This window comes from Halanaerobium hydrogeniformans, from assembly GCF_000166415.1.
Lineage (GTDB): Bacteria > Bacillota > Halanaerobiia > Halanaerobiales > Halanaerobiaceae > Halanaerobium > Halanaerobium hydrogeniformans.
This window is the reverse complement of the sequence record NC_014654.1, coordinates 1,339,336-1,365,023: the sequence shown is the minus strand read 5'-3', so window position 1 is coordinate 1,365,023 and position 25,688 is coordinate 1,339,336. Positions and strand designations below refer to the sequence as shown.

Annotated in this window: 22 protein-coding genes; 4 read left to right on the top strand and 18 right to left on the bottom strand. The window is 29.9% G+C overall.

Features of this window, described 5'->3' with window-relative positions:
• Nucleotides 1-128: 128 nt before the first annotated feature.
• A complete protein-coding gene (locus HALSA_RS06085) occupies nt 129-3,560 on the bottom strand; it encodes a pyruvate carboxylase (RefSeq protein WP_013405719.1) in 3,432 nt (1,143 codons plus the stop codon).
• 211 nt (nt 3,561-3,771) lie between these two features.
• Complete coding sequence (locus HALSA_RS06080) at nt 3,772-4,257, bottom strand: hypothetical protein (protein ID WP_013405718.1); 486 nt, start codon at nt 4,255-4,257, stop codon at nt 3,772-3,774.
• Nucleotides 4,258-4,382: 125 nt separating this feature from the next.
• Here HALSA_RS06080 and HALSA_RS06075 point away from each other — a divergent pair, with 125 nt between their 5' ends.
• Complete coding sequence (locus HALSA_RS06075; RefSeq protein WP_013405717.1) at nt 4,383-5,690, top strand: YihY/virulence factor BrkB family protein; 1,308 nt, start codon at nt 4,383-4,385, stop codon at nt 5,688-5,690.
• 165 nt (nt 5,691-5,855) lie between these two features.
• Here HALSA_RS06075 and HALSA_RS06070 read toward each other — a convergent pair whose 3' ends face one another.
• From HALSA_RS06070 to HALSA_RS06060, 3 genes are all read right to left on the bottom strand, one after another.
• Entirely contained in the window at nt 5,856-6,185 is a 330-nt protein-coding gene (locus tag HALSA_RS06070) for a tRNA-binding protein (protein WP_013405716.1), read from the bottom strand.
• A gap of 81 nt (nt 6,186-6,266) precedes the next feature.
• Entirely contained in the window at nt 6,267-7,613 is a 1,347-nt protein-coding gene (locus HALSA_RS06065; protein WP_013405715.1) for a C1 family peptidase, read from the bottom strand.
• A gap of 42 nt (nt 7,614-7,655) precedes the next feature.
• Nucleotides 7,656-8,495 carry an oxidoreductase gene (locus HALSA_RS06060; RefSeq protein WP_013405714.1) on the bottom strand — a complete coding sequence of 280 codons (840 nt, stop codon included), beginning with the start codon at nt 8,493-8,495 and terminating at the stop codon, nt 7,656-7,658.
• Nucleotides 8,496-8,657: 162 nt separating this feature from the next.
• Between HALSA_RS06060 and HALSA_RS06055 the strand changes: the two genes are divergently transcribed.
• On the top strand, nt 8,658-9,002 hold the full coding sequence (locus HALSA_RS06055) for a hypothetical protein (RefSeq protein ID WP_013405713.1): 345 nt from the start codon (nt 8,658-8,660) through the stop codon (nt 9,000-9,002).
• A gap of 63 nt (nt 9,003-9,065) precedes the next feature.
• Here the strand turns inward: HALSA_RS06055 and HALSA_RS06050 are convergent, their stop codons facing one another.
• Both HALSA_RS06050 and HALSA_RS06045 read right to left on the bottom strand, forming a co-directional pair.
• Nucleotides 9,066-10,406 carry a citrate synthase gene (locus HALSA_RS06050; RefSeq protein ID WP_013405712.1) on the bottom strand — a complete coding sequence of 447 codons (1,341 nt, stop codon included), beginning with the start codon at nt 10,404-10,406 and terminating at the stop codon, nt 9,066-9,068.
• 147 nt (nt 10,407-10,553) lie between these two features.
• Nucleotides 10,554-11,324, bottom strand: coding sequence for an S-methyl-5'-thioinosine phosphorylase (locus HALSA_RS06045; protein ID WP_013405711.1), 771 nt, complete (start codon nt 11,322-11,324; stop codon nt 10,554-10,556).
• Nucleotides 11,325-11,527: 203 nt separating this feature from the next.
• Here HALSA_RS06045 and HALSA_RS06040 point away from each other — a divergent pair, with 203 nt between their 5' ends.
• Nucleotides 11,528-12,790 (top strand): 4Fe-4S dicluster domain-containing protein, encoded by a 1,263-nt coding sequence (locus HALSA_RS06040; protein ID WP_013405710.1) that lies wholly within the window; start codon nt 11,528-11,530, stop codon nt 12,788-12,790.
• A 9-nt stretch (nt 12,791-12,799) separates the two neighbouring features.
• Here the strand turns inward: HALSA_RS06040 and HALSA_RS06035 are convergent, their stop codons facing one another.
• Both HALSA_RS06035 and HALSA_RS06030 read right to left on the bottom strand, forming a co-directional pair.
• The gene (locus HALSA_RS06035) at nt 12,800-14,752 is read right to left on the bottom strand and encodes a thioredoxin domain-containing protein (RefSeq protein ID WP_420795035.1); all 1,953 of its coding nucleotides are present in this window, start codon (nt 14,750-14,752) and stop codon (nt 12,800-12,802) included.
• A 28-nt stretch (nt 14,753-14,780) separates the two neighbouring features.
• Nucleotides 14,781-15,116 (bottom strand): rhodanese-like domain-containing protein, encoded by a 336-nt coding sequence (locus HALSA_RS06030; protein ID WP_013405708.1) that lies wholly within the window; start codon nt 15,114-15,116, stop codon nt 14,781-14,783.
• A 212-nt stretch (nt 15,117-15,328) separates the two neighbouring features.
• On the opposite strand from HALSA_RS06030, the gene HALSA_RS12445 reads away from it, so the two are divergent.
• Nucleotides 15,329-16,489, top strand: a complete 1,161-nt coding sequence (locus tag HALSA_RS12445; protein WP_013405707.1) for an acyltransferase family protein — start codon at nt 15,329-15,331, stop codon at nt 16,487-16,489.
• Between the two features lie 11 nt (nt 16,490-16,500).
• Here HALSA_RS12445 and HALSA_RS06020 read toward each other — a convergent pair whose 3' ends face one another.
• The 9 genes from HALSA_RS06020 to HALSA_RS05980 form a co-directional block, all read right to left on the bottom strand.
• The gene (locus HALSA_RS06020; RefSeq protein WP_013405706.1) at nt 16,501-17,076 is read right to left on the bottom strand and encodes a TVP38/TMEM64 family protein; all 576 of its coding nucleotides are present in this window, start codon (nt 17,074-17,076) and stop codon (nt 16,501-16,503) included.
• 29 nt (nt 17,077-17,105) lie between these two features.
• Entirely contained in the window at nt 17,106-17,861 is a 756-nt protein-coding gene (locus HALSA_RS06015) for a hypothetical protein (RefSeq protein WP_041595800.1), read from the bottom strand.
• A gap of 57 nt (nt 17,862-17,918) precedes the next feature.
• Entirely contained in the window at nt 17,919-18,938 is a 1,020-nt protein-coding gene (locus tag HALSA_RS06010; RefSeq protein WP_013405704.1) for a class I SAM-dependent methyltransferase, read from the bottom strand.
• 91 nt (nt 18,939-19,029) lie between these two features.
• The gene (locus HALSA_RS06005) at nt 19,030-20,313 is read right to left on the bottom strand and encodes a homoserine dehydrogenase (RefSeq protein WP_013405703.1); all 1,284 of its coding nucleotides are present in this window, start codon (nt 20,311-20,313) and stop codon (nt 19,030-19,032) included.
• 238 nt (nt 20,314-20,551) lie between these two features.
• Complete coding sequence (locus HALSA_RS06000; RefSeq protein ID WP_013405702.1) at nt 20,552-20,758, bottom strand: hypothetical protein; 207 nt, start codon at nt 20,756-20,758, stop codon at nt 20,552-20,554.
• Nucleotides 20,759-21,018: 260 nt separating this feature from the next.
• The gene (locus HALSA_RS12640) at nt 21,019-22,041 is read right to left on the bottom strand and encodes a GTP pyrophosphokinase (RefSeq protein ID WP_013405701.1); all 1,023 of its coding nucleotides are present in this window, start codon (nt 22,039-22,041) and stop codon (nt 21,019-21,021) included.
• 57 nt (nt 22,042-22,098) lie between these two features.
• On the bottom strand, nt 22,099-22,641 hold the full coding sequence (locus HALSA_RS05990; protein WP_013405700.1) for a nucleotidyltransferase family protein: 543 nt from the start codon (nt 22,639-22,641) through the stop codon (nt 22,099-22,101).
• Nucleotides 22,642-22,759: 118 nt separating this feature from the next.
• Nucleotides 22,760-23,983, bottom strand: coding sequence for an NAD(P)-dependent malic enzyme (locus HALSA_RS05985; protein WP_013405699.1), 1,224 nt, complete (start codon nt 23,981-23,983; stop codon nt 22,760-22,762).
• Nucleotides 23,984-24,250: 267 nt separating this feature from the next.
• Complete coding sequence (locus HALSA_RS05980) at nt 24,251-25,657, bottom strand: YfcC family protein (protein ID WP_013405698.1); 1,407 nt, start codon at nt 25,655-25,657, stop codon at nt 24,251-24,253.
• Between the last annotated feature and the right edge of the window lie 31 nt (nt 25,658-25,688).

Below are 25,688 nucleotides of genomic sequence, written 5' to 3'. Positions count from 1 at the left end.
TGGAAAAATTACATTCTAATTTTAAATATTGATCAATATTTAAAATTTAAAGCATTAGATGTTGAGTAATATTAAAAACCCTGCTCCAGATCAAGAGCAGGGTATTATAAATCAATCTAAGTTGTATTTTACTCAAGTTCCATTATTAATTCTCCAGAATCGAGCTGCTGTCCTTTGCTAACATGAATAGAACTTACTACTCCATCAACAGGTGCTGTAATATTTGTTTCCATTTTCATGGCTTCCATGATAACAAGGCTCTGATTTTTCTTAACTTCTTCTCCCTCTTCTACCAGGATATCAACTATATTACCCGGTAAACTGGCTCCTATTTCAAGCTCATTATCAGGATTAGCAAATTGTTGAGCAGAACCATCTACTACAACATTAGTAGCCTCATCTAAGATTTCTATCTCTCTTCTGAAACCATTTACCTCAAAGTCAAGTCTTCTATAACCTTTATCATTAACCTTGCCAATTTCAAGTAGCTTAACTACAAGAGTTTTTCCTTCTTCAAGTTTTATTTCACTAGTTTCTCCTTCAGCAAGGGCATGGAAATATATATCACTACCCATATGGCTTAAATCTCCATATTGATCAACATAATCTAAATAATCTTGATAAACCTTTGGATATAGAGAATAGCTTATAAGTTCTTTTTGAGTAGCATCTTTATTATATTTTTCTTTTAAAAGTTTATTAGCTTCTTCATAATCAAAAGGCTCCAAAAGAGTACCAGGTCTAACTGTAATTGGCTCTTCACCTTTTAAAACCAGTTTTTGTAAATCTTCTGGAAATCCTCCAGGAGGCTGGCCTAACATACCTTTAAAATAAGCGTGTACTGAATCTGGGAAAGCCATATTTTTAGCTTTCTCGAGAATATTGTCAGGAGTTAAATCATTTTTAACCATAAAAATAGCTAAATCTCCAACAACCTTAGAAGATGGAGTTACTTTTGGTATATCTCCTAACATAAAGTTAACTTTTCTATACATCTCTTTTACGTCTTTAAATCTATGGCCTAAACCTAAACTTTCAACCTGTGGTTTAAGGTTAGAATATTGGCCACCAGGTATTTCATATTTATATATCTCTGCAGTACCAGATTTAAGGTCAGACTCAAACTCAGCATAAACTGGTCTTACTGCACCCCAATAGTTAGATATTTTTTGTAAATTTTCTATATCAATATCAGGTTGTCTGTAAGTATTTTCTAAAGCAGCAACAATGGAATTTAAAGGTGGTTGACTTGTTAATCCAGCCATAGTGTTGAAGGCTGTATCAATTATATCAACTCCAGCTTCTGCAGCCATTAATAAAGTTGCTACACCATTTCCACTGGTATCATGTGTATGAAGATGGATTGGTATAGATATCTCTGCTTTTAAAGCTTTAATTAATTCATAAGCTGCATAAGGTTTTAATAAACCTGCCATATCTTTAATACCCAGTATATGAGCACCCATATCTTCAATTTTCTTTGCTAAATCTAAATAATAATCCAGATCAAACTTATCTCTTTCAATGTCTAATATATCACCTGTATAACAAATAGAAACTTCTGCAATTTTATCATTTTTGATTACTTCGTCAATGGAAACTTCCATACCAGGAAGCCAGTTTAAAGAATCAAAGATTCTAAAGATATCAATCCCTGCATCTGAAGCTTCTTTAACTAAATTTCTGATAACATTATCAGGATAGTTTTTATATCCAACTCCATTTGAACCTCTTAATAACATCTGGAATAAGATATTTGGTATTTTATCTCTTAACCTTTCTATTCTCTCCCAGGGAGATTCTTTTAAAAATCTGTAGGAAACATCGAAGGTAGCTCCACCCCACATTTCAAGCGAAAATAAATTTGAAGCTAGATGAGAAGTTGCTTCAGCTATTTTTTCCATATCAACTGTTCTCATTCTTGTAGCCATTAATGATTGATGAGCATCTCTATAAGTTGTATCAGTTAAAAGAATTTCTTCTTTATTTTTAATCCATTCTACAAGTGCTTCAGGTCCTTCATTTTCTAAAAGTTGTCTTGTGCCACTTAAATTGTCGATTTTTTCGAATTTAGGCACTTTTGGTACATCAAAGTCAGGTTTATGACCTCTTGTTTTATTTACAATAATTTCTCCTAAATACTTTAAAATTTTATATTCTTGATTAGACTTAGGAGTGATATCAAATAGATCAGGATTATTTTCTATAAAGCCAGTATCACAAATTCCTTTTTTGAAATCTTCATGATTTAATACATTAATCAAAAAGGAAGCATTAGTTTTAACTCCTCTTACCTTCATTTCTTCAACAGAACGAAGCACTTTGCGAATTGCATCTTCAAAAGTCCTAGACCAGGAAATAGTTTTAACTAAGAGGCTGTCATAATAAGGTTGGATAATAGAACCTGTGTATCCATTTCCTCCGTCAAGTCTAATTCCAAAACCTGAACCAGTGCGATAATGATCAAGTTTTCCTGTATCAGGTATAAAGTTATTTGTAGGATCTTCAGTAGTAACCCTGCACTGAATAGAATATCCACTAACTTTTATTTCATCCTGTGATTTGATATTTATCTCCGGAGAATCCAGTCTGTATCCCTCTGCAACTAAAATCTGGCTCTGTACAATATCTATTCCAGTAACCATTTCACTAACAGTGTGTTCAACCTGAATTCTTGGGTTAACTTCTATAAAATAATGATTATCATATTTGTCAACTAAAAATTCTACTGTACCAGCATTTTTATAATTTGCTCCTTTGCATAGCTTTAAAGCATCTTCTAAAATTTCATTTCTTTTTTTATCACTTAAAGAAATAGCTGGTGTAAACTCAATAATCTTTTGGTGTCTTCTTTGAATAGAACAATCTCTTTCATAAAGATGAACAATATTCCCGTGCTCATCACCAAGTATCTGAACCTCTATATGTTTTGGGTTTTCCAGATATTTTTCAACAAAAATATCTTCTACCCCAAAAGCCTTACGTGCTTCTTCACGAGCATCCCTAAATGATTCAAGTAATTCATCATCAGATCTTACAATCCTCATGCCACGGCCACCACCACCTGCAGCAGCTTTAAGCATTAAAGGATAATTATTTTTTTCTGCAAAATCTTTGATTTCCTGTTCTTTTTTTATGGGTCTTTCTAAACCTGGAATAGTTGGAACCCCTAATTTATTGGCTAAAATTTTGGATTTAATCTTATCCCCCAATTTATCCATTATTTCAGCATCTGGTCCAATAAATTTAATATCTGCTTCCTTACATTTGCGCACAAAATCTGGATTTTCGGCTAAGAAACCATAGCCAGGATGAATTGCATCCACATCTTTTTTGATTGCCAGGTCAATAATTTCATTAATACTTAAATAAGCTCCAATTGGTCCCTTGTTACCACCAATTTGATAAGCTTCATCTGCCTTAGTTTTAAATAAAGCAGTTTTATCTTCTTCAGAATAAATTGCTACTGTTCTAATTCCTAGTTCTTGACAGGCCCTAATTACTCTAATTGCTATTTCTCCTCGATTGGCCACTAAAACTCTTTTAAACTTTTTTGGCATACTCTAATCTCCCTTCATACAAAGTTATTACTTGCTCTTTAAAGTAGTTATATTTAATAAAATCCTACCTATTTTAGGTAGAAATTATTAACACATTATTCTGCTTTTCAATATTTTTTATAGTATATCATATTTATTTGCTAATATCTAATTCATAGCTAGATTTATAATTTTTAAAATAATGCGAAAATTAACTAATGTTCACTTGGAATCAATTATTTTTTTGCTTAAAAATCAATAAGCTGCCAGCAGCGATTAAAATAACTGGTATTAAATAGTTAAGTACAGTTAAATCTCTTAATAGCTCGGTCTTTTCAACTGTAATTATAAAAAGACCAAAAATCAATAAAGCCAATCCAGGATAAATTGGCCAATCCCATTTGGAGAAAGCTCTAGTGTGAATAAAAACGATCAAAAAGGCACTACCAAGTAAGACAAAAAATAATCCACCACCAATATTTCGAAAGAATTCTATTCGCTGCAGATCAGAAAATAAAGCTAGTGCAAGTAAAATAGTTCCTGGAATTAAAAAACCAATGTTTCTGTAATGTTTTCTTGCTCCAAATGAAAAATAGGCAAAGATAAAACCACCACCTAAAATATAGATAAATATGTCTTCCCCTATTAAATTTAAAGTGTTTAATAGCAAAAATATTCCTATGACTATTAAAATAATACCTAATTTCTTTTTATCCATAATTAAACCCCTCCTAAAATTATAATTTGATTTCTTTAAAGGTTAAAAAAATTCTTTGTTGAATAATTATAATAGGTTAGATTGCGTTAAAAAATTATTTTAAATTTAAAACAAAGGTGATTAAAATGACAAAAGAAAAAAACTTTTTAAATAAAATTAAAAATAATCTTAAAAACATTCAGCTTTCTCCCGCAAAATGGAAAATGTTTATAATTAGAGTATATCAAAAATCGAGAGAAAATGATATATTAATCCAGGCTATGGGTATGGCTTATATCTCTATACTAACCATTGTGCCTTTTTTAATCTTTTCGTTTTATATCATGACACTCTTTAATTTTTTCGGGAGATTAGATACTATTGTAGAACAAATCAAAAATGTAATTTTAAATAATTTAGCAGCTGGTACCGGTGAAACTCTAATTAATTATTTAGAAATCTATATCTTTAATGTTGATATTGAGCAATTAGGTGCAGTCAGTTTTCTTTCCTTGATCATCTTAATAGTCTTTATGCTGGCAAGGGTCGAAGTAACTTTTAATCAAATCTGGTCTGTTAGAGAACATAGAGATATAGTAAAAAGATTTGTTGCATTTTGGACATTTATTACTTTAGGAACATTTTTAATCACTTTGCTTTTAACAGCAACACTGGTTTTAGCAGAACAATATCTTGGTCTGGGGATGCCCGGCTCAAGAATAAGTGAAAGTAATATTTTTAATTGGATACTTTTTAGCTTTAATTTTTTAGTATTTATAATTGCCTATTATTTTATTCCTAATAGAGATGTGGATCCACTGGCTGCAACTTTTGCAGGTTTAATAAGTGGAGGACTCTTTATTTTAAGTAAAAATATTTATACTATCTATACTCGCAATCTGGTTGTTCACAGTTATGAAAGGCAAATTTATGGTTCATTATATGTAATTCCATTCTTTTTAGTCTGGCTTTATTTAATCTGGCTTATTGTCCTTATTGGTGCTGTAATATCTTATGTATTCCATTATAGAAACGATCTAGAATATTTAAAAGAAGGACAGGAAAACAAAAAAGGATTTAAAGCTCTTATCCCTGCAGCAGTTTTAATTGCTCTACAAAAAGATTTTTTAAAAAAAGACAGCAATGGTTTGGAATTCAAAGATTTAATTAATAAAATAAAATTGCCAACAGAAAAAATAAAAGAAGTTCTTAAAGAAATGCAGAGCAAAAATTTAATAACTGAAACAAAAGAAGGAAACTATACACTTTTAACTGATGTTTCTTCATTATCCCTTTGGGAAATTTATGATTCTCCAACTCTTAAAGCTGAAATAGATATAAAAGAAGTTTTCCTTGATCCAGAAATGGAAGCATTTTATGACCACCTCAGTCAAAATCTTAATAAAAGTCTTAGAGAAGTTAAAATTAAAGATTTATTAACTAAGAAAAAGTAAAGATTTTAAATTTAGAAAAATATTTCTTTAAAGCAATAATCCCCTTTAGCTAAGAAATTTAAATTAAAATAATTAGCTTTAAGGGGATTTCTTTTAATTTTTAATAATTCTGCTATCATTTCTTTATATTTTTCACTATTAATCTCACCTTTTGCATATCTTTTTTTAGCCTAATCTATCTCCTTTTCTTACTTTTTTATCTGGGGTAATCAAAACAACTCCTTCGCTGGAATATGTTCCTAAAACCAGAACTTCTGAGATGTAATTTGCTATTTGTTTTGGAGGAAAATTTACAACAGCTAAGATTTGCTTATTAAATAAATCATCTTTTTTATAACACTCAGTAATTTGAGCACTAGAGTCTTTTATCCCAATTTCTTCTCCAAAATCTATTTTAAGTTTATAAGCAGCATTGTTTGCTTCCGAAAAATCTTCCACTGCAATTATTTCACCAACTCTAATATCAAGTTTTAAAAAGTCTTTAAATTTAGCCATTTTTATCATTCCTTTTCATCAAAATTTAAAATCAAAAAGGGTTGACGCTAAAGGAGCAATTCAGCTTTTTAAATCAAAATGCTATCTTGCTAGTGATCCCATTGGATCCCATGGTTTTAAAACAATTGGATCTTTTGCATATGCTTCTAATAATTCATCAGAAAGATATTTCTTATTAATTACAACTTCATAATTAAATTCTTCAAACCATTGTTCACTCATAATAAAAAATCCATCTTTACCTACCTTATCTCCCCAGCTATTTTGAACTTTCCAGCGATTAACATTTCCATTGTTATCTATATTAACACCAGTAAATACCATTGCATGGGTTAAAACACTTTCTCCATATTGAAGTCTACTGCCTTTATCAAGTTTGAATTTTGTATCTAAAACTTCTTCATAATTAAATAATTCAGTATCCATTATACCTAAATCTCTATCATACCACTGTCCAACATCACAGCCAAACCAAACAGGTTCACCATCGCTAATTTGTGATTTACTTAATTCTTTAAGTTTTTCAATAGGTAAATTTAGATAATGTATTTTTTGTCCCTCTTTAACATTTCCTAAAAATTCAACTGTATAAGTTTTATAAAAATCTTTGTCAGTTGTGGGTGCATTAATAATACTAACATAATCTGTCATTTTAACTTTAGAATATTTATTATAAAACTCCATCGGACTTAAGCTGGAATCTCTATAAAAATGCCCTTCTTTATCCTTATATTCGAAGTCGAATTCTTGAGGAGGTTCACCTAAAAAATAAGCTAACAGAGAATATATCTCCTCTAATAATACCTCTTTTTCTTCTCTTAAACTTTCCTTATCAGCTCCATGATTAAAATCACTACGTAAAGTATGTGCTTGATCACGAAGCTTAAGATTTAAAATTTTATTCATTAAGCGAGAATTACTGCTGTGATAAGTTTCAGGCATAACATATTTAGGAACAATACCATATTTTTCGATTAAAGCAGTAAACATATCCCACTGACCTCCATCATTTGTGGGTTCATTTAAAAGCCACATAACCCTACGACTGTCAAGTTCTAAGTCAGCAGTTGAAATTATATTTTCTAAAAAGTAATTTGCTTTTTCAAGTTTATCCCAAAACATTGTATATGATTGTGATAATTCAAAGTTATGTTCTTTAATATTTAAACTTTTTGAAATACTATAGCGGATATTATTTAAAGCTGCAAACATCCAGCATCTACCACTTTTTTTCTGGTTAGTTACTGAACCAACATCTATTTCTTGAGAAAAATCATGGTGCATTTTTTTAACTGATTCATTATTTAAAGCAGTATTATTAATTCCATTTTTGATTATTGCATTTGCAATAACCTTATTATTTTCTCTTTGCTTAAATTTACTAGAGAATTTTTCTAACTGTTCAAAATTAATTATCTGTCTATTCATTTGTATTCCTCCCATAAGTTATATATTTATTTAAAATTCTATCTATTTGGCAAAGAAAGTCATTATTTTATTAGTCATATAATCAAAAACACTATCAGGTAAAATAGTTCTGAAAAGGATCAATAATTTTGCATAAAATGGAGTGCTATATCTAGCTTTTGGTTTTTTAGCTTTAACTGCTTTTAAAATTACATTTGCAATAATCTCAGCATCTACTGCCAGACCATTTTTTGCATAAATATTTTTAAATGCTGCAGCAGTTTTTTTCGCGTTATCTGCATATACTCCTTCAGCCGAATTTTCTAATAAACTATTTGTAGCTTTATTAACCCAGTTTGACTTAACAGCAGCTGGTTGAATAATAATAACATCTATACCAAATCCCTTTAATTCATTTCTTAAAACATCACTTAATCCTTCAAGAGCAAATTTGCTAGCATTATACCAACCTGCAAAAGGAAACCATATTTTACCTGCTACAGAAGAAATATTGATTATTTTACCATTTTTGTTTTTCCGCATATTAGGTAAAAGCTGTTTTATCATTTCTGCAGCTGCAAAAAGATTAACTTCAAATTCATTTTTTGCTTCAGAAATATCCAAATCTTCCAAGGCTCCAAAAGCTCCATAACCTGCATTGTTAATTAAAATGTCAATTCTACTTTCTGAATTTAGTATTTCGGAAATACAGTTTTTAATAGATTTAGTATCTCTAAGATCTAGATATTTGTAATAACCTTGATTATATTCTTCTAAATATTTTAACTTATCAATTGATCTTGCTGCGCCATAAACTGTATAGCCAGCTTTTAAGAGCTTTTCAGCAGTCACTTTTCCTATACCACTTGAAGCACCGGTTATCAAAACAACTTTTTTCTCCATATATATGAAACCTCACTTTCCTGTTATCTGTATTGCTTTTGTATTGCAATACATTTAGCAATACACATATATTGCAATTATTGCTTAAAAATAAAGGGATTTCTGAGTTCTTGTATAATATAATAGTTAAGATTAGTTATCAATAAAAGAAAGGAGAAAATTATGAAAAAAGTGTTTTTAATAACTGCAGTAATCATTTTTCTTTTCAGTCTTACTGCATTTTCTCATCCACCTGCAGACATTGAAATGGCATTTGAACTTGAAAATAATATTTTAGAAGCTTCTGTAACTCACAGATCCCAAAATAACCAGGATCATTTTGTTGAAAAAGTCGAAATTTTTCTTAATGATGAACTAATGATTAAGCAAGATTTCTTAATCCAATCAAATAATGATCAACAAAATTTGCTTTATCTAATGCCTGGTGTTGTAGAAGGTGATACTATTAAAATTATTGCCTACTGTAATCAATTTGGCTCACTAGAAGAAGAAATGCTTATTGAATAAGAAATATTATTAACCCTCCCTCATTATTTAGGGAGGGCTTTTTAAATGATATAATAGCTCAAACTATCGCTTTATATCTTCAAAATTGCATTTTTCCTCATTTTTAATTGACTTGTAAGCTGGTCTGATAATCTTATGATCACTAACTACCTGTTCTATTCTGTGGGCACACCAGCTTGCTACCCTTGATGTTGCAAATAACGGTGTATATAATTCCTTAGGTATATTAAGTAAATCATAAACAAAACCAGAATACAGGTCAACATTGGCACAAATTTCTGTATCTTCACCCCTTATTTCTTTAAAAATTTCTTTTGTTAATTTTTCTATATTATTATATAGTTTAAACTCTTCAACTCTACCTTTAGCTTTTGCTAATTCTAATGATTTTTCTTTTAAAATTTCGGCTCTAGGATCAGACTTCGTATATACCGCATGTCCCATTCCATAAATTAAACCTTTTTTATCAAAAACTTCTCCTTTTAAAATTTTTATTAGATAATCTTTTACCTCTTTTTCATCACCATAATCTTTAATATTTTCTTTCATATCCTCTATCATAGCTCTCACCCGTAGATTAGCTCCACCATGTTTTGGCCCTTTAAGGCTGCCAACTGCTGCCCCTACAGCTGAATAAGTATCAGTCCCACTTGAAGAGACAACATGGGTAGCAAAAGCTGAATTATTACCTCCTCCATGTTCAGCATGAAGAATTAGTAATAAATCAAGTGTGTCCAGTTCTAATTTAGAATATTTATTATCTGCTCTAATCATATGCAGGATATTAGCGGCAGTTCCTATACCTTTTTTAGGATTATGGAGATAAAGACTTTGATTATCAAAATAATGAGCTTTAGCCTGGTAACCATAAGAAATGATAGTTGGGAACCTGGCGATTAGTTTAATGCTCTGTAATAATATTTTTTCAATATCAAGACAATCCGGATTATTATCATATGAATAAAGAACTAAAATACTTCTCTGCAGTTTATTCATAATATCATTGCTGGGACTTTTTAAAATTGTGTTTTCAGTAAAATGAGGTGGTAGTTTTCTAAATCTGTCCAAAATGGCATTAAAATCTCTTAGATTTCTCTTGCCGGGAAGTTCCCCGAATAACAATAAATAGATTATACTTTCATATCCAAACTTACCTGTTTTTTCAATTAACTCACCAATTTCTATATCTCTGTAAAATAATCTTCCTTCAGTAGGAATTTTTTTACCATCACATTTAGTATAACCGTGAACAGAACCAATTTTGGTAAAACCAACGACCACACCTGTACCATCTGCATTTCTCAAACCCTGTTTAATGTCATATTTTTTATAATATCTTTTGTCAATTTTATTTACTTCCTCAACAGTAGAAGAAACTTCTTTTAACCATTTTTTAATACTCATATTCTCACTCCTATTATTTACTTTAAAATATGTATTTGCTTAAATCAAAAAAATTCCTACCAAAAAATTTAAGCAGCAAAATAAATTTTATATATTCATTTATTAAAAAATATAATTCTTAAATTAATTATATCATTTATAATTGATTTATCCAATTTCTATTAGAGAATCACCGCAGTTACAGTTTTTTTGATCAATTCCCTCTAGAAATATATGCATAAACACCTCAGTAATTTTAGACTTATTTGCTGAAATTAAGTCTTTAATATTATGGCTATTTAATTCATCTCTTATGCCAGTAGACCAATTAGTAATAATTGCAATTGAAGCATAACAGATTCCCAATTCTTTGGCTAAAACCACTTCTGGAACTCCTGTCATACCAACAACATCTCCACCAAGTTTTTTAAACATCTGAATTTCTGCAGCTGTTTCAAACCTAGGACCTTCTGTACAAACATATACTGCATCACCTTTAATCTTTAGTTGTTTTGTTAAAGACCTTTTAGAAAATTTACCGCGCATGTTCTGACAATAAGGATCACTCATATCATAGTGTTTTACAGATTCAGTTTGAGAATCAACAAAGCTTTGAACTCTAGTTTTAGTAAAATCAATAAAATCTTTTATTATAACTATATCACCGGGTTCATAATTTTCATTGAAAGATCCTACAGCAGCTGTAGCATATATATATTTAACACCTAGCTTTTCTAAAGCCTTCAGATTAGCCCTATAGTTAATCTGATGGGGTGGTTTTGTATGTTCTTTGCCATGTCTAGCTAAAAAAACTATTTCTTCTCCATAATGATTTACAATATCAACTTTTACTACTCCATACCTGGTTTTTACTTCTTTGCTGATACTTTTAATGTTCAAATCATAAATACCTGTTCCACCTATTACAGCTTTTTTCAATTTATTACCCCCTTATATAAGGCCAATTTAAAACTATATAAATATATCTATATTATAAAATTGTATCATTTAAAATTTTTTTAGTCAATATTTAGCTCAATAGGGATTGTGTCAAGTAACCTTTGAAAATAAATTGAATTCATTTAAATCATATAGAGGAGATTAAAGACAAACAATTAATTATTTAATTAGAGGTGAGAATTATGTCACATAAAACTGCAAAAAAGTCATATGAGAATCTTGTCGAAAGATTAAACAAATTCCCCCAGGGTGCTCCCCCATCAAAAACTCTTTATGAAATTTTAGCGATGTTATTTAGTGAAAAAGAAGCAGAAATAGTTGCTCAATTACCCATAAAACCTTTTACTGCTGATGAAGCAGCTAAAATACTAAAGATAGACAAAACAGAAAGTGAAAAAATATTAAACGAGCTTGCAACAAGAGCAATTTTATTAGATTCACAAAATAAAGATAAAAAATATTATATACTTCCTCCACCAATGGCAGGATTTTTTGAGTTCTCAATGATGAGAACTAGAAATGATATTAATCAAAAACTATTAGCTGAGCTATATTATCAGTATTTAAATGTTGAAGAAGACTTTATAAAAGATCTTTTTTTAGGTGGAGAAACTAAATTAGGCAGAGTATATGTTAATGAGAAGGTACTATCAAGAGATAATTTAGTCCATATTCTTGATTTTGAAAAAGCAAGTCATATAATAAAAACTGCAGATTATATTGGGATAAGCACCTGTTATTGCAGACATAAAATGCATCATTTAGATAAAGCTTGTTCTGCACCTTTAGATATCTGTATGACTTTTAATAATACCGCAGATTCTTTAATTAGACATGACCATGCTCGCAGAGTAGAAAGTTCAGAATGTCTTGAATTATTACATAAAGCCTATGAAAACAACTTAGTCCAGTGTGGAGAAAATGTTAAAAATAATCCTAGTTTTATCTGTAACTGCTGTGGATGTTGTTGTGAGGCACTTGTAGCTGCAAAAGAATTTGGGGCCTTACATCCTATTCAAACAACTCATTATTTAGCTGAGCTCACTAATAACAAATGCAGTCAATGCCAGAAATGTCTTTCGATTTGTCCTGTTAATGCTATCTCTGAGATTGAAGATGAAGAAGGCAAAAAAATTGTTGTTGATAAAGAACTCTGCTTAGGATGTGGTGTCTGTCTAAGAACATGTCCTGAAAATAATATTAAGCTAAAAAGACGTAAAGAAAAAATAATTACACCTGTTAATTCTGTCCATAGAACTGTTATGATGGCAATTGAAAGAGGTAAATTGCAAAATCTAATTTTTGATAAACAGGTTTTTGCCAGCCATAGAGCGATGGCGGCAGTAATTTCTGCTGTATTAAAACTGCCACCAATAAAGCAGATTATGGCCAATAAACAGCTAAAATCAAAATATCTTGCTAAAATGATAAAAAAGTTTAGTTAATTAAGCAAACTAATTTAGTTCTTTTAAAATATCATTTAATTTATCAGTTGGAATTCCACAGACAAAATCTTTACAAAGCGATAATTTGTTATTCTTATCACCTTTTTGCTGTTTGATTAGATAATCAGGTAGATATCTATCTCTAATATTCTCAATTAATTCCTGGGCTAAAGGATATTTTTTATCACCATGAATCTTAATCTCTATAAAAGGATTATTAAAATAGTAATTACTCAAAACCAGAAAAATATAATTACTCGGTGCTTTGTTAATTTGATCAGAAAAAGCTGCAATAATTTTTTGGGCATCTTTTTGGTATGCTAAATTATCTTTAAGATGAGCTAGTTTTAAAAAGTTAAAGGCTGCAATAGAATTAGCTGATGGCAATGAATGATCATTAGCATTAATTTGTTTTATAAAGAGATCTTCATTATCCTTAGCACTAAAATAAAAAGCTTCCTCTTTTTGATCCCAGAAATATTCTTTCATTATTTTAGCAGTTTTTTCTGCTTTTATTAAATATTCATCTTTTAAAGTTGCCTGATATAATTCTATTAATCCCCAGAGCAAAAAGCTGTAATCATTCAAATTATCTATTTTAGATTTTTCTCCTTCATAATAACTGTGAGCCAATCTACCTTTATTGGTTTTCATGTTATTATGAATAAATTTTTCAACATCATCAGCTAATTTTAAGTACCTGTCTTCTTTTAAAACAAAGCCTGCTTTTGCTAAAGCTGCAATTAGAAGACCATTCCAGTCTGTTAAGATCTTTTTGTCCTTACTGGGATGGATCCTTTCTTTTCTATGCTTTAGTAGTTTATCTTTAAGCTCTGCTAACTGATTATAATCTTGAACATTCTTTAAACTCAAATTTATATTTTTATTAGCTTGTATATCAAAAATTTTATTTAATCTATTAAATTGAGCTTCATTAAGAATAGATTTAAGTTCTGATTTTTCCCAGAGATAATATTTCCCCTCTTCACCTCCACTGTCAGCATCAATTGCTGTAAAAAAAGCACCTTCTTTTGCTAACATTTCACTTTCTAAAAAACTAACAATTTCCTTTACAACATCTGCATAAATTTCTTTAGCAGTTGCTTGATAAGCTGCAGTGTAAATATAGATCATTAATGCTTGATCATAGAGCATTTTTTCAAAGTGAGGCATTTTCCATTCTCGATCTGTAGAATATCTATGAAAACCAAATGCCAGTTGATCATATATTCCTCCAGCCCGCATTTGCTGAAGTGTTGTTTCTAAAATTGATAAATACTTATCTTCACCGGTTTTCTTCCAATAATGAAGTAAAAATAAAAGGTATTGATACATAGGAAATTTGGGTGAACTACCAAACCCACCATATTGATGATCATAATTACTCTCTATTGCCTCTACAGTTTTTTCAAATATATTACTTGCCAATTCTGCTTTTTGATTTTGATTTATTTTAGACAAATGGGAAACAATATTTTCTGAAGCTTGAAGTAATTTTTTTCTCTCCTCAGTCCATAAATAATGAATTTCCGGTAGAATGGTCAATAAACCTTTTCTGCCATATTTATTTTCTTTGGGTATATAAGTAGCTGCATAAAATGGTTTTTTATCTGCAGTCATAAAAATGCTTAATGGCCAACCTCCACTACCTGTCATCGTCTGACAGACATCCATATATAAGCTATCAATTTCTGGCCTTTCTTCTCTATCTACCTTTATTGAAATAAAAAACTGATTGAGCATTTGAGCGACTTCTTCATCTTCAAAAGATTCTTTTTCCATTACATGACACCAGTGACAGGTAGAATAACCGATAGATAAAAATATGGGAAGATTTTTGTCTTTAGCCAATTTAAATGCTTCTTCTCCCCAGGGGTACCAGTTTACCGGGTTGTCTGCATGTTGTTTAAGATAGGGACTGTTCTCATCCTTTAATTTATTATATGAAGTCAAATTTAACACCTCTTTTTTAAAGAAATATTTAACATTATTATTCTACCCAATCATGGCTCCAGGATTTAATTCCACCCTTTAAACTTTTAGCATTTTTATAACCGGCTTCATTTAATAATCTGGTTATTTTTTGGCTAGAAATACCTGCAATACAGGCAACGCAAAACTCTTCATCTTTATCAAATTCTGATAATTTGGGATGGTCAGTTTTGAATTCTCCATACGGGATGTTTATGGAATCAGGAATATGACCTTCTTCATAATCTTTTTTATTTCTTAAATCAACTATTTTTAAGTCTTTTTCTACAACTTCTTCTGCATCAATCTTTTCTACGCCTTTGCCAAAAACACCTGCTATAAGATCTTTAATCATAATTAATTCCTCCCTATTTTTATTGTAAATAAATAACTAAATACCAAATATTACTTTTCTTTTATAATTATATCATAATTATTGAATATAATAAACAAAAAAATTAATTTAGTCAATATTTGTTCAAATTTTCTCAATATTGCTTGAAAAAATTTCCTAAAAAGCTTATAATGTAAAATGTAGTTTATTTATTTTAGCAAAGGGTGATATAAATGTCAATTAAAAGCAAAACAAATAATAGAATGTATTATTTTGATTATTTAAGAGTATTTATTATAACATTAGTAGTTTTACTTCATTCTCTGCTGCCCCATGTGCATGGTTATGAGTGGTATGTCAATGATACACCTAAAAGTGATTTATTTGGTCTTTTAAGCCTTTTAATTGATGTTTTCATAATGCCCATAATGTTTTTCATTGCAGGTTATTTTTGTTATTATTCTTTAAAAAAGTATGGTGCTAAGCTTTTTATAACTAAAAAAAGTAAAAGGATTTTGCTTCCCTTTGTGGTCGGGGTTATATTTTTATCACCAATAATGAACTATTTTTATGCCCTAGAGTATATTTCACCAAATCTTAGCTATTTTGAATACTGGACGAATTTATATTTTAATAATTTTATTCAAGCAGAACATGCAGGTCATTACTGGTTTTTATCTTCACTTTTTGTATTTTATTTAGCTTTTGTAGTAATTTACAGGTTAAATAAAGACAAAATTGATTCTATGTATAATAGCCAAAGCATCAGCAAAAATGAACTTAATAAATTTTTAATTGGCTTTTTTGCGTTAGGAATTTTATCATTTTTTCTTGTTAGTCAATTTAGTGCTGATGATAGCTGGGTATCCATTTTGAACTTGCTTGTTTTTCAACCAACAAGATGGACCATTTATATTCTCTATTTTTCTTTTGGAATTTTTGCATATCTAAACAAAATAAAAATTACTACTGCTATGACAAAAAAATTGCCGTTTTTTCTTATTTCAACAGCAATTTTATCAATTCTTTATTTAGCTTTTAAAATAAATTTTATGACATTAGCTAATAAAACAAGACCATTACAATTACTTAATGCTTTTTTACACTTTTCGCTCTGTTTTTTAATATTTAGCAGCCTATTATTATTTTTCAAAAAATATCTGGACAAACCTTTCAAAATCCTTAATCGTCTGGCAGTTAACTCCTACCGAATCTATTTTATCCATATGATAATTTTAGTAATACTTCAGTATTATTTGCTAAACTTTAACATTGCTATTTCCACTAAATTTATGCTTGTTTTTGTAGCTAGTTTTATATTTAGTTATTTATTTAGTGAACTTTATATCAAGCTATATCAACAACTAAAAAAATCAATCCAAAATTTAGTATAAAATATAATTATTTAAACTACCCAGTGCATCAGTGATGAACCAATATATACGTATACCATACTGGCAGGTATTTTTCCTATAAAAGAAAAAATAAAATAGGTTCTAAACCTTATTTTTATCAACCCATAAATATAGCTCTGGGGAATAAAAGGAAACATCGGTAAAAGTCTAGTAATTAAAATTACTTTCCATCCATATTCATTAAATCCACTTTGTATTTTCTGATAATAATCTTTGTGTTTAAAAATATCTTCTGCCAGATCATGGATTGCATATCTTCCTGCAAAAAAAGCTAAAGAGATTGCAGTGCTTGTTGCTATTAAAACCCAGATCAATCCCCAAAAAAATCCAAACAATAAGCCTCCTAAAATAGCAAAAGGAATAGCAGGCAAAAAAAATAGAGTCCCGATTGTAAATACAGAAATATATATTAATGGCCCCCAAAACCCATATCCTTCTATTTGATCTCTTATCTGTTCTAAATTTTCTAGTGTAAAATAATCAACTGCGCCAAAATAGTATAGCAAAAACATTCCGATAACTATAACAAAAATTAATAACAAAAATTTATACCAATTTTTATTCATCCTCTACCCCCAACAACGATTACTTCTTTTTATATTTTTACTGGATTGCTCATTGAACAGGGAACTCCCACACAGCATTTGCCACATACTTCAGTAGGTACATGAATATCTGAATGCAAAACATCGTTATATAACAAAATTTTATAGCATTTTTCCCCATTAAAAGAATCAACTTTTAAAGCATTAGTTATACAGTTTTCAACACAAAGTTGACACCCTTCTCCATTTTTATATAGACAGTATTCTCTATTAGTAGTTCGATCTGTAGTAATATCTAGAGTTGTTATAATACTTCCAAATCGCCCACAACATCCTTGATCAGTAATTAACATATTGTTTAAACCAAAAGCACCCATTCCAGCATAATAGGCCATATGTCTATGTGACCAATCTGCAGGTTTTTCAGCTTGATAAAAATTCTCTCTTGGAGAAATAACTGCAGAATTAAAACCCAATTTATTAAGTTCCTGTTTTAAATATTCATCAAGTTCTACAATCAAGTTATTTGTTTCTATATAAGCCAATGCCCATTCATGAGAACTGTACCTACCCTCAATATTTGAATCAACAATTTCTTTAGCATATGGCAAAAAATAAGCTATAATGGTTTTAGCTCCTGTTAGATAATCTGTAGCTAAAGCATGCGCAGGGGAAATTAATTCTTTGAAATTTTGATCAGCATCCGCAAATCTCACAATGGCTTCTCTCCAATTGCTTTTTACATCCTCTGTTCTCTGATAACAAGCTACAAAATCTTTAATTAAAGTTTCAATTTTCTCTCTCATCATTTCTGCCTCCAAAATTTTATGTTTTAATATATTTTTGCAGCTTATAAATCAATTCTAGTCGGTTTTAAGTAATTCAATTACTGCCATAAAATTAGGGGTATTATCATTTTTGCTGCCACCACAATAATAACTTTTTAAACTCAGGCCAATCTCTTCAACAAAATCCCTAACCCTGGCTTCAGGGTTCTGCTGAATATCTAAACTAAATAATAATTTTTCTTCAATTAACCCTAAATATTTTTTACGAAATTTAAAGTCAATTGGTATATTCTCTTCTTCTACAACTCTAGATAAAAAATCAAAAACTATAATACTCTCTTTTGCACAATTTTCTTTTATTGAAGAAAGTATTTTCTTTACTATTTTTTCCTCCTGATAATAACTTAAACCTTCCAATAAAAATAATGTTTTTTGAGAAGTTATAAATCCCTGTTCTATTAAAGATTCAAATAATACTCCCTGCTTTAAATCCATTGGAATAAAAATTATATTTTTTCTTGAAATATCAGCTTTTTCTGATGCTTTAAGTTTTATCTTTTGCCTTTTAGGCTGATCAATTTCAAATATCTTAATATCTGGATTTTCAGTTTTTGTTAACATAAATGATCTTGTGTCATAACCTGCTTCAACAAAGACTATCTGTTCATAATCACCTTTATATTTTTTTATAATTTTATCAAATTGAATAATTTTAATATTTGGCATCAAAAACATAGTTTCATTTTCCGGATATGGTATTGAAACAATTTTAGGTAAATATTCTGATTTATTATTTGCAATAATAACTGGAGCCATAGTTAATATTAAGCCATAATAATAATTTTTAGATATGTTTTTTAATAATTTTACAGACTCTTCGTCACTTCTAATATTACAATAATGCATTAACACTTTAGCAGATAAATTTTCTAATTCATACGGAAATTTGTCTTTGGCTCTGTGATCTCTTTTTGTATAACTAATAATTAGAATACCTAATAAGGTTACAGGTATAAAGATTATCTGCACAATTAAATAAACTATAAACTCGAAAAACCTGACAACTAACTTTTTGTCCTTTTTGTTTTTCTTCATAATTTTTTCCTCCAGATAATTAGCCTTAAGCCTGTCATCTAGATTGATTGATTTATTTAATTATTATAGTTAAATATTAGGTTATCCATTATTAAATATGCTTTTCTACCCTAATAACACTATTAATATCATTAACATCTTCTAATTCTTTGATTTCAGAAATTGATTTGTAAAGATATTTTTCCTTAACAGAATGAGTAATTAAAACAAGCGGCACAACTGGATTCAAACGTTCTTTTTGTAATACAGATGCCAGACTAACATTATTATCGCCAAAAATCTTAGCTATTTTTGCCATTACACCAGGCTTGTCAAAAACACTTAATCTAATATAAAAACTGCTTTCTATTTCTTTTGTATCAATAATATTATTTTTTTGACAGGAATCAATTTTAGGATACTCCTGTTTATTATAATTTATATTTTTACTAATATAGATTATGTCAGCAACTACAGCGCTTCCAGTCGGCATTTGACCTGCACCTTCTGCAGAAGACATTACTTCTCCAACTGCATCACCGTGTAAATAAACACAATTATAAGTATTATTAATCATTGCTAAGGTGTGATTTTCTGGAACGAAAGCAGGATGAACTCTAATATCAAGCCCCTCATCAGAATTTTTAGCAATTGCTAAAAGTTTAATTACATAACCCATTTCTTTCGCAAATTTAATATCATCAATAGCAATATTTCTGATACCTTCAACATAGACATTTTCTACATCTACAAATCTTTGATAAGCTAAAGAAGACAAAATAGTTATTTTATAGGCAGCATCATAACCATCTACATCTGAAGTAGGGTCACTTTCGGCATAACCCATTTCCTGAGCTTTAAGCAATGCCTCTTCAAAGCTCTGATTATCTTCACTCATCTTAGTCAAAATATAATTTGTTGTACCATTTAAAATTCCATATATTTTTTCAATTCTGTTAGCTGCTAATGAGTTTTGGAGAGGCCTGATAATCGGCAAACCGCCCGCAACACTTGCTTCATAACTAACCTGCACATTTTTTTCTTCTGCTTTTTTGAAAATTTCTTTACCATGTTTTGCTATAACTAATTTATTGGCCGTTACTATGTGTTTTCCATTTTCAATTGCTCTCATTATGTATTTATAAGCAGGTTCTTCTCCACCAATTAATTCTACAACAATATCGATAGCCGGATTATCCAATATATCAGATTCATTTTCAGTTAATACACCTGGCTCAATATCTACAATTCTTTCTTTATTTATGTTATTTACTAAGATTTTTTCAATCTTTAAATCTGTCCCTACTTTATTATGGATGTTCACACTATTTTGCTGCATAATCTTTACTACTCCACTACCAACAGTTCCTAATCCTAAAATACCTATCTTAAGCAAATTTTTAACCTCCCAATATTTTTTATAAAAAATTAAGGAAATCCCTAATTATTAGGGATTAAAACCTATTATTATTTTATAAATTTATTATACCATCTTTTTTTTAATAATTAAACCTGTATAATGTGATTGTGATAATTTTATGCCATATAAATAACAAGAGGCTCCTGAATATTCAGGAACCTCTTGTTTATAATAACTTAAATGTTATTTTAGATAACGTCAAATATATTTTTAATTAAAATTCTCCATTCATATCATCTTCAGGTGCTGGAGCAGGCTCTTCCTCCATAGGAGGAGCTGGCTCTTCCATAGGCTCTTCCTGCATTGGTTCTTCAACAGGCTCTTCCTCAATATCATCAACACCACATCCAACAAGAACTAAAGCAAATAAAGCTAAGATACTTAAGAGAATTATTAGTTTCTTGTTTCTCAAATTTCTCATCCTTAAACCTCCTTTCAAAAATTAATGATCTTATGAAAATAGCCTTGTTCTTTATTTGAAAAGGCTAAAATTATAAATAATTAATGATTTTCAAAAAACAGGATTATTAAGTCTGAACAAAATGTGTCTCTATTTTTATATTATTGATATTTTAGATTTTTCCTGCTGATTTTTTAGATTCTAATCTTATTCTAATCTAATAGTAAATTAATAGTAAATATTGTCTTAAATTTGAGTGTAATCCGGGTTTCAATGGACAGTTAAATAATCTTATTAATAGTAATATCATATTCTTTTAATAATCTTAGATAAAAGTTGTCTGGATTTAGTTCATTGTTATCACAGACAATTTCAAAATATTTATGATGATCATTTATTATCATCATGGTTCGAATTAATGGTGATAATTTTACTATTCTTTTTTTATTTAGAATTTTCTTTATAAACTCGCAAAAATTTTCTGGTACAATATCATCTAATTCTATTAAATTATTAATCCCATAAATTTTTAATTCTTTTAAAATTGTTTCGTTATCAAAATCAACACTTATCAAACTGGAATTTATTGCCTCATTAAATTTATTTAATGAGTATTTTTTTAATGAATTAAGGGTTAATTCTAATTCTATTTCTCCATCTTTTGTAATATCTTTTACCCTTGATTTATATTCCTCTACCTCTTTAGCAAGTTGATTAAATTCTCGGTCTGCCATTTCCAGCATTCCGGCTAGAGAATAAAATCTCCTCTGTAAATGTTTGGGTAAATTGCCTTTGAATTTGTAGTTTCTGTCATGTTCTATTTCAGCCCAGGCATGTTGAAGAATACTTCTAATTTGTATCTCAAAATAGAAGTCTTTAAAAGATTCCAATTTAGAATCCGTTATTCTTTTGTCAGTTAAAGCAGCAATATAATGAACAGATTTGTACCCCATTTTGTCTGCTTCTAAAAAATCAGATTTATCTACACTATTTTCATAATCAATTTTAAATATTTCTTTTATAATTGTACTAATTTTATAAACATCTTTTTCAAAAAGGGTTACTATTCTTATTCCAGCTAAATCAGTTATCTCGTTAATTGGATCTTTATATTTTTCTCTCTTTGCTTTTCTTTTAAAACTTTCAATACTTTTGGTGCGTTTTTCAATGTTATGATATTCTATCTCTTTATCATTTAAAACTTCTTTTATGATTTTCTCTACTTCTGAAGTTAAATAAATGAATTTCTCTCTATTTTTTTTGTAATCTTCTACAGCTTTTTCAACTGTTATTTTATCAGCCATTTTATATGCTCCTTCCACTTAAAGTTAAGTTAATTATATCAAAATATAATCAAATTATTATAAAAATCTATTAATCCTTTTCTTTAGCTCATTAGGAAGGTCTTCTTTTAGAATTTTATGAAATATTTCAGGTTTTTTTACCCCATGCTGTTTAAAATAATCTTCCAGTAATTTAATTTTGTTTTCTTTGTCAGGCATTAATGAGTATAAAATATACCAGTCTTCTAGTGAAGCCAGTGGGATTTGAACCCGGTTAATCTTTTTATACTCTGTGATCGATTCTTTTTTAAATTGATAATTTAAAAAACTATTATTATAGTTTAAAACTAAATCAACAAATAAATCAACTTCAACACCATCAACTTGATACTTATAAAATTCATTTGAAAAATATTTTTGTTTTTTTTCTGCTTTTTCTTTCTGTCCTATCCTATCTAAAAGAGAAGCGGCCTTTTTAAAATCAGTTTTCACAACTAAAATATCTAAATCATTTGCTGTATCAACAATGTTATGAATTTTCAATAAATATGAAGCCCCAATTGCCCAGTTAATATTGTCTCTATTAAAGTTTTCTGCTATATTCAATAAAATCTTTTTCATAATTTCACTCCTATCTTAAATTCCCTGATAAGTAGTTTAAAGTTAATGAAAAAAGACAGCTCTAAAAAAGAACTGTCCTATTTTTGATTAATTTATACTTAAGAAAAGCTAAACTCATTTATTTTGCCATAATTTTTTTGGCATTTTCTAATTCTTCTTCATAACTTAATTTTATTCTGGCTACATTGGTATCTATCGCTGCTTGAGCGACTGCAGCTGCCACATATGGTCCTACCCTTGGATCAAATGGTTTTGGTATTACATAATCAGGCTTAAGTTCATCTTCAGCAATTAGATCAGCTAAAGCATATGCTGCTGCCTGTTTCATTTTTTTGTTGATCTCTCTAGCTCTTACATCAAGGGCACCCCTGAAAATACCGGGAAATGCAAGTACATTATTAACCTGATTTGGAAAATCAGAACGACCTGTACCAACGATTTTTGCACCTGCTGCAAAAGCCTCATCAGGCATGATTTCTGGAACGGGATTGGCCATTGCAAAGATTATTGGATCGGCATTCATTGATTTAACCATATCTTTTGAAACCAAATTGGCAATTGATACTCCAATAAATACATCTGTATCCTTCATAATCTCGGCAAGATCTCCACTTTTATTATTTTTATTTGTTAATTTTGCTAACTCTTCTTTGCTCTCATTAAGATTATCTCTACCTTCATAAATAGCCCCTTTGCTGTCTAAAGCGATTATATCCTTGACTCCTTCTGCTAAAAGTAAATCGATAATACTTACTCCAGCAGCTCCAGCACCATTGACAACAACCTTTATCTCTTCCATCTTTTTGTCAACAATTTTAAGAGAGTTAATCAAACCTGCTAAAGTTATAATAGCTGTTCCATGCTGGTCATCATGAAAAACAGGAATACTGAGCTCTTTTTTAAGTCTATCTTCTATATAAAAACACTTTGGAGCCTTAATATCCTCTAAGTTAATTCCACCCCAGACAGATTCCATTTTTTTAACTATTTCTATTATTTTGTCTGGGTCAGATTCGTCAAGACAGATTGGAAATGCATCTACACCACCGAATTCTTTAAAAAGAACTGCTTTTCCTTCCATAACTGGCATCGAAGCTGCTGCTCCAATATCGCCCAGGCCTAAAACTGCACTACCATCACTAACTACCGCCACAAAGTTTGCTTTGTTTGTATACTCATAGATTTTATTAGGTTCTCTTTCGATCTCTAAACATGGTTCAGCAACTCCAGGTGAATAAGCTAAAGAAAGATCATGTTCGTCATTTACCGCAACCTTTGTTTTGACCATCAATTTACCCTGATTGTCCTTATGTAACTTTAGAGCTTCTTCTTTTAAATTCATATAATTTATTCTCTCCTTCTATAAATAAAGATAGTATTAGCTTGCACATTAAAAATAATCCTATTAGATTATTCTCTATAAAATTCAAATTACCTTTAACTTGATGAAGAAAATCATTAACTTACTCTTTGAGTTAAATCATTCTCCTACCTTATTTTTTCTTCATAATTAATATTATTCCTTCAGCTTAAAAAAAATTACTCAAATTAAGCCCTGCTTTCAACTTTCAAGCAGGGCTTAAAGTCATTGTTATATTAAACAATTAATTTAAAATGGGCCATATTGAATCAGATGAGCAATTGTTACTAAAACCCCTCCTGCAGCAAACCAAATCAACAATAAAGGCATAAACCATTTAGCCCATTTTTCCCAACCGACTCCCGCTAATCCTAAACCTGCCATAAAATAGCCTGAAGTTGGGGACCAGATATTTGTAAAGCCATCACCTAATTGATAGGCAAGAACGGCAGTTTGTCTGGAAACACCTACTAAATCTGACAGAGGTGACATGATGGGCATTGTTAGTGCTGCCTGCCCACTACCAGAAGGAACTATGATATTTAAAAGACTCTGGAAAAAATACATTCCAAGTGCAGAAAAATAAGACGGAAGTCCTTCAATTGCATTAGATACAGAAAATAAGATTGTGTCAATAATATTGCCATCATTTAAAACTACTAATATAGCACGAGCAACACCAACAATTATAGCTGCCATTGTCAAATCCTTTGCTCCTTCTACAAATGATTCTGCAGTCCCATTAACACCTAATTTACCTATTAAACCAGCAGCTATTCCAATCCCAAGAAAAAGGGCAGATATTTCAGTTATATACCATCCATATTGAGTTACTCCCCAGATTAACATTAAAAAACCAATAATAACAACTGCTAATACATTTTTATGATGTTTTTCTAATTTCTCAAACTCAGAAATATCTACTGAAAGATTTCTCTGACGATCTTCTTCATACATCGGACTTAATTCTGGATTCTCTTTTATTTTTGCTGCATATCTATAAACAAAAGCAACTGCTATCCCTGTAATAACGAACCAAACTCCTATTCTAAAACCCATCCCCGAAAAGATTGGTAGTTCAGCAATTCCCTGAGCTATTCCAATTGTAAAAGGGTTCATAAATGCACCTGCAAAACCTGCTCCAGCTCCAATTAAAACAACTGCTACCCCTGTAATCGAATCAAAACCTAATGCTATTGCAAGTGGTACCATTGCCGGTATAAAAACCAGGGTTTCTTCGGCCATTCCCAGGGTTGAACCTCCCAAGGCAAAAACTCCCATAATTGCCGGGATTATAATTTTCTCTCTTCCCTCTAAGAGTCTTGTCAAAGAAGCTATACCAGCATCAACGGCTCCAGTTTTAGATATTATTCCAAATGAACCACCAACGATAAAGATAAAGAATATTATAAAACCTACCTCATTTAAACCCTCCGGAATAGCTTTTAAGATCCCGAAAATACCAACTGGTGTCCTCTCTACTACCTGATAAGAACCGGGATCAATGACCTCTCTCCCCTCTACTATCACCCGCTCATAAGAACCTGGGGTCACTATATAAGTGGAAAGGGCGGCCAGTATTATAATTACAAACAGTAAAACTAATACATGTGGGAACTTTTCAGCAAATCCTACTCTCTTTTTTTCACTACTCATTGCTAATTTTCCTCCTTTTATCTTTTTTTAA

Excerpts from the sequence above, each read along its gene's own strand:
- HALSA_RS06085 (WP_013405719.1), bottom strand. The coding sequence starts at position 3,560 with ATGCCAAAAAAGTTTAAAAGAGTTTTAGTGGCCAATCGAGGAGAAATA.
- HALSA_RS06080 (WP_013405718.1), bottom strand. The coding sequence starts at position 4,257 with ATGGATAAAAAGAAATTAGGTATTATTTTAATAGTCATAGGAATATTT.
- HALSA_RS06075 (WP_013405717.1), top strand. The coding sequence starts at position 4,383 with ATGACAAAAGAAAAAAACTTTTTAAATAAAATTAAAAATAATCTTAAA.
- HALSA_RS06070 (WP_013405716.1), bottom strand. The coding sequence starts at position 6,185 with ATGGCTAAATTTAAAGACTTTTTAAAACTTGATATTAGAGTTGGTGAA.
- HALSA_RS06065 (WP_013405715.1), bottom strand. The coding sequence starts at position 7,613 with ATGAATAGACAGATAATTAATTTTGAACAGTTAGAAAAATTCTCTAGT.
- HALSA_RS06060 (WP_013405714.1), bottom strand. The coding sequence starts at position 8,495 with ATGGAGAAAAAAGTTGTTTTGATAACCGGTGCTTCAAGTGGTATAGGA.
- HALSA_RS06055 (WP_013405713.1), top strand. The coding sequence starts at position 8,658 with ATGAAAAAAGTGTTTTTAATAACTGCAGTAATCATTTTTCTTTTCAGT.
- HALSA_RS06050 (WP_013405712.1), bottom strand. The coding sequence starts at position 10,406 with ATGAGTATTAAAAAATGGTTAAAAGAAGTTTCTTCTACTGTTGAGGAA.
- HALSA_RS06040 (WP_013405710.1), top strand. The coding sequence starts at position 11,528 with ATGTCACATAAAACTGCAAAAAAGTCATATGAGAATCTTGTCGAAAGA.
- HALSA_RS06030 (WP_013405708.1), bottom strand. The coding sequence starts at position 15,116 with ATGATTAAAGATCTTATAGCAGGTGTTTTTGGCAAAGGCGTAGAAAAG.
- HALSA_RS12445 (WP_013405707.1), top strand. The coding sequence starts at position 15,329 with ATGTCAATTAAAAGCAAAACAAATAATAGAATGTATTATTTTGATTAT.
- HALSA_RS06020 (WP_013405706.1), bottom strand. The coding sequence starts at position 17,076 with ATGAATAAAAATTGGTATAAATTTTTGTTATTAATTTTTGTTATAGTT.
- HALSA_RS06015 (WP_041595800.1), bottom strand. The coding sequence starts at position 17,861 with ATGAGAGAGAAAATTGAAACTTTAATTAAAGATTTTGTAGCTTGTTAT.
- HALSA_RS06010 (WP_013405704.1), bottom strand. The coding sequence starts at position 18,938 with ATGAAGAAAAACAAAAAGGACAAAAAGTTAGTTGTCAGGTTTTTCGAG.
- HALSA_RS06000 (WP_013405702.1), bottom strand. The coding sequence starts at position 20,758 with ATGAGAAATTTGAGAAACAAGAAACTAATAATTCTCTTAAGTATCTTA.
- HALSA_RS12640 (WP_013405701.1), bottom strand. The coding sequence starts at position 22,041 with ATGGCTGATAAAATAACAGTTGAAAAAGCTGTAGAAGATTACAAAAAA.
- HALSA_RS05990 (WP_013405700.1), bottom strand. The coding sequence starts at position 22,641 with ATGAAAAAGATTTTATTGAATATAGCAGAAAACTTTAATAGAGACAAT.
- HALSA_RS05985 (WP_013405699.1), bottom strand. The coding sequence starts at position 23,983 with ATGAATTTAAAAGAAGAAGCTCTAAAGTTACATAAGGACAATCAGGGT.
- HALSA_RS05980 (WP_013405698.1), bottom strand. The coding sequence starts at position 25,657 with ATGAGTAGTGAAAAAAAGAGAGTAGGATTTGCTGAAAAGTTCCCACAT.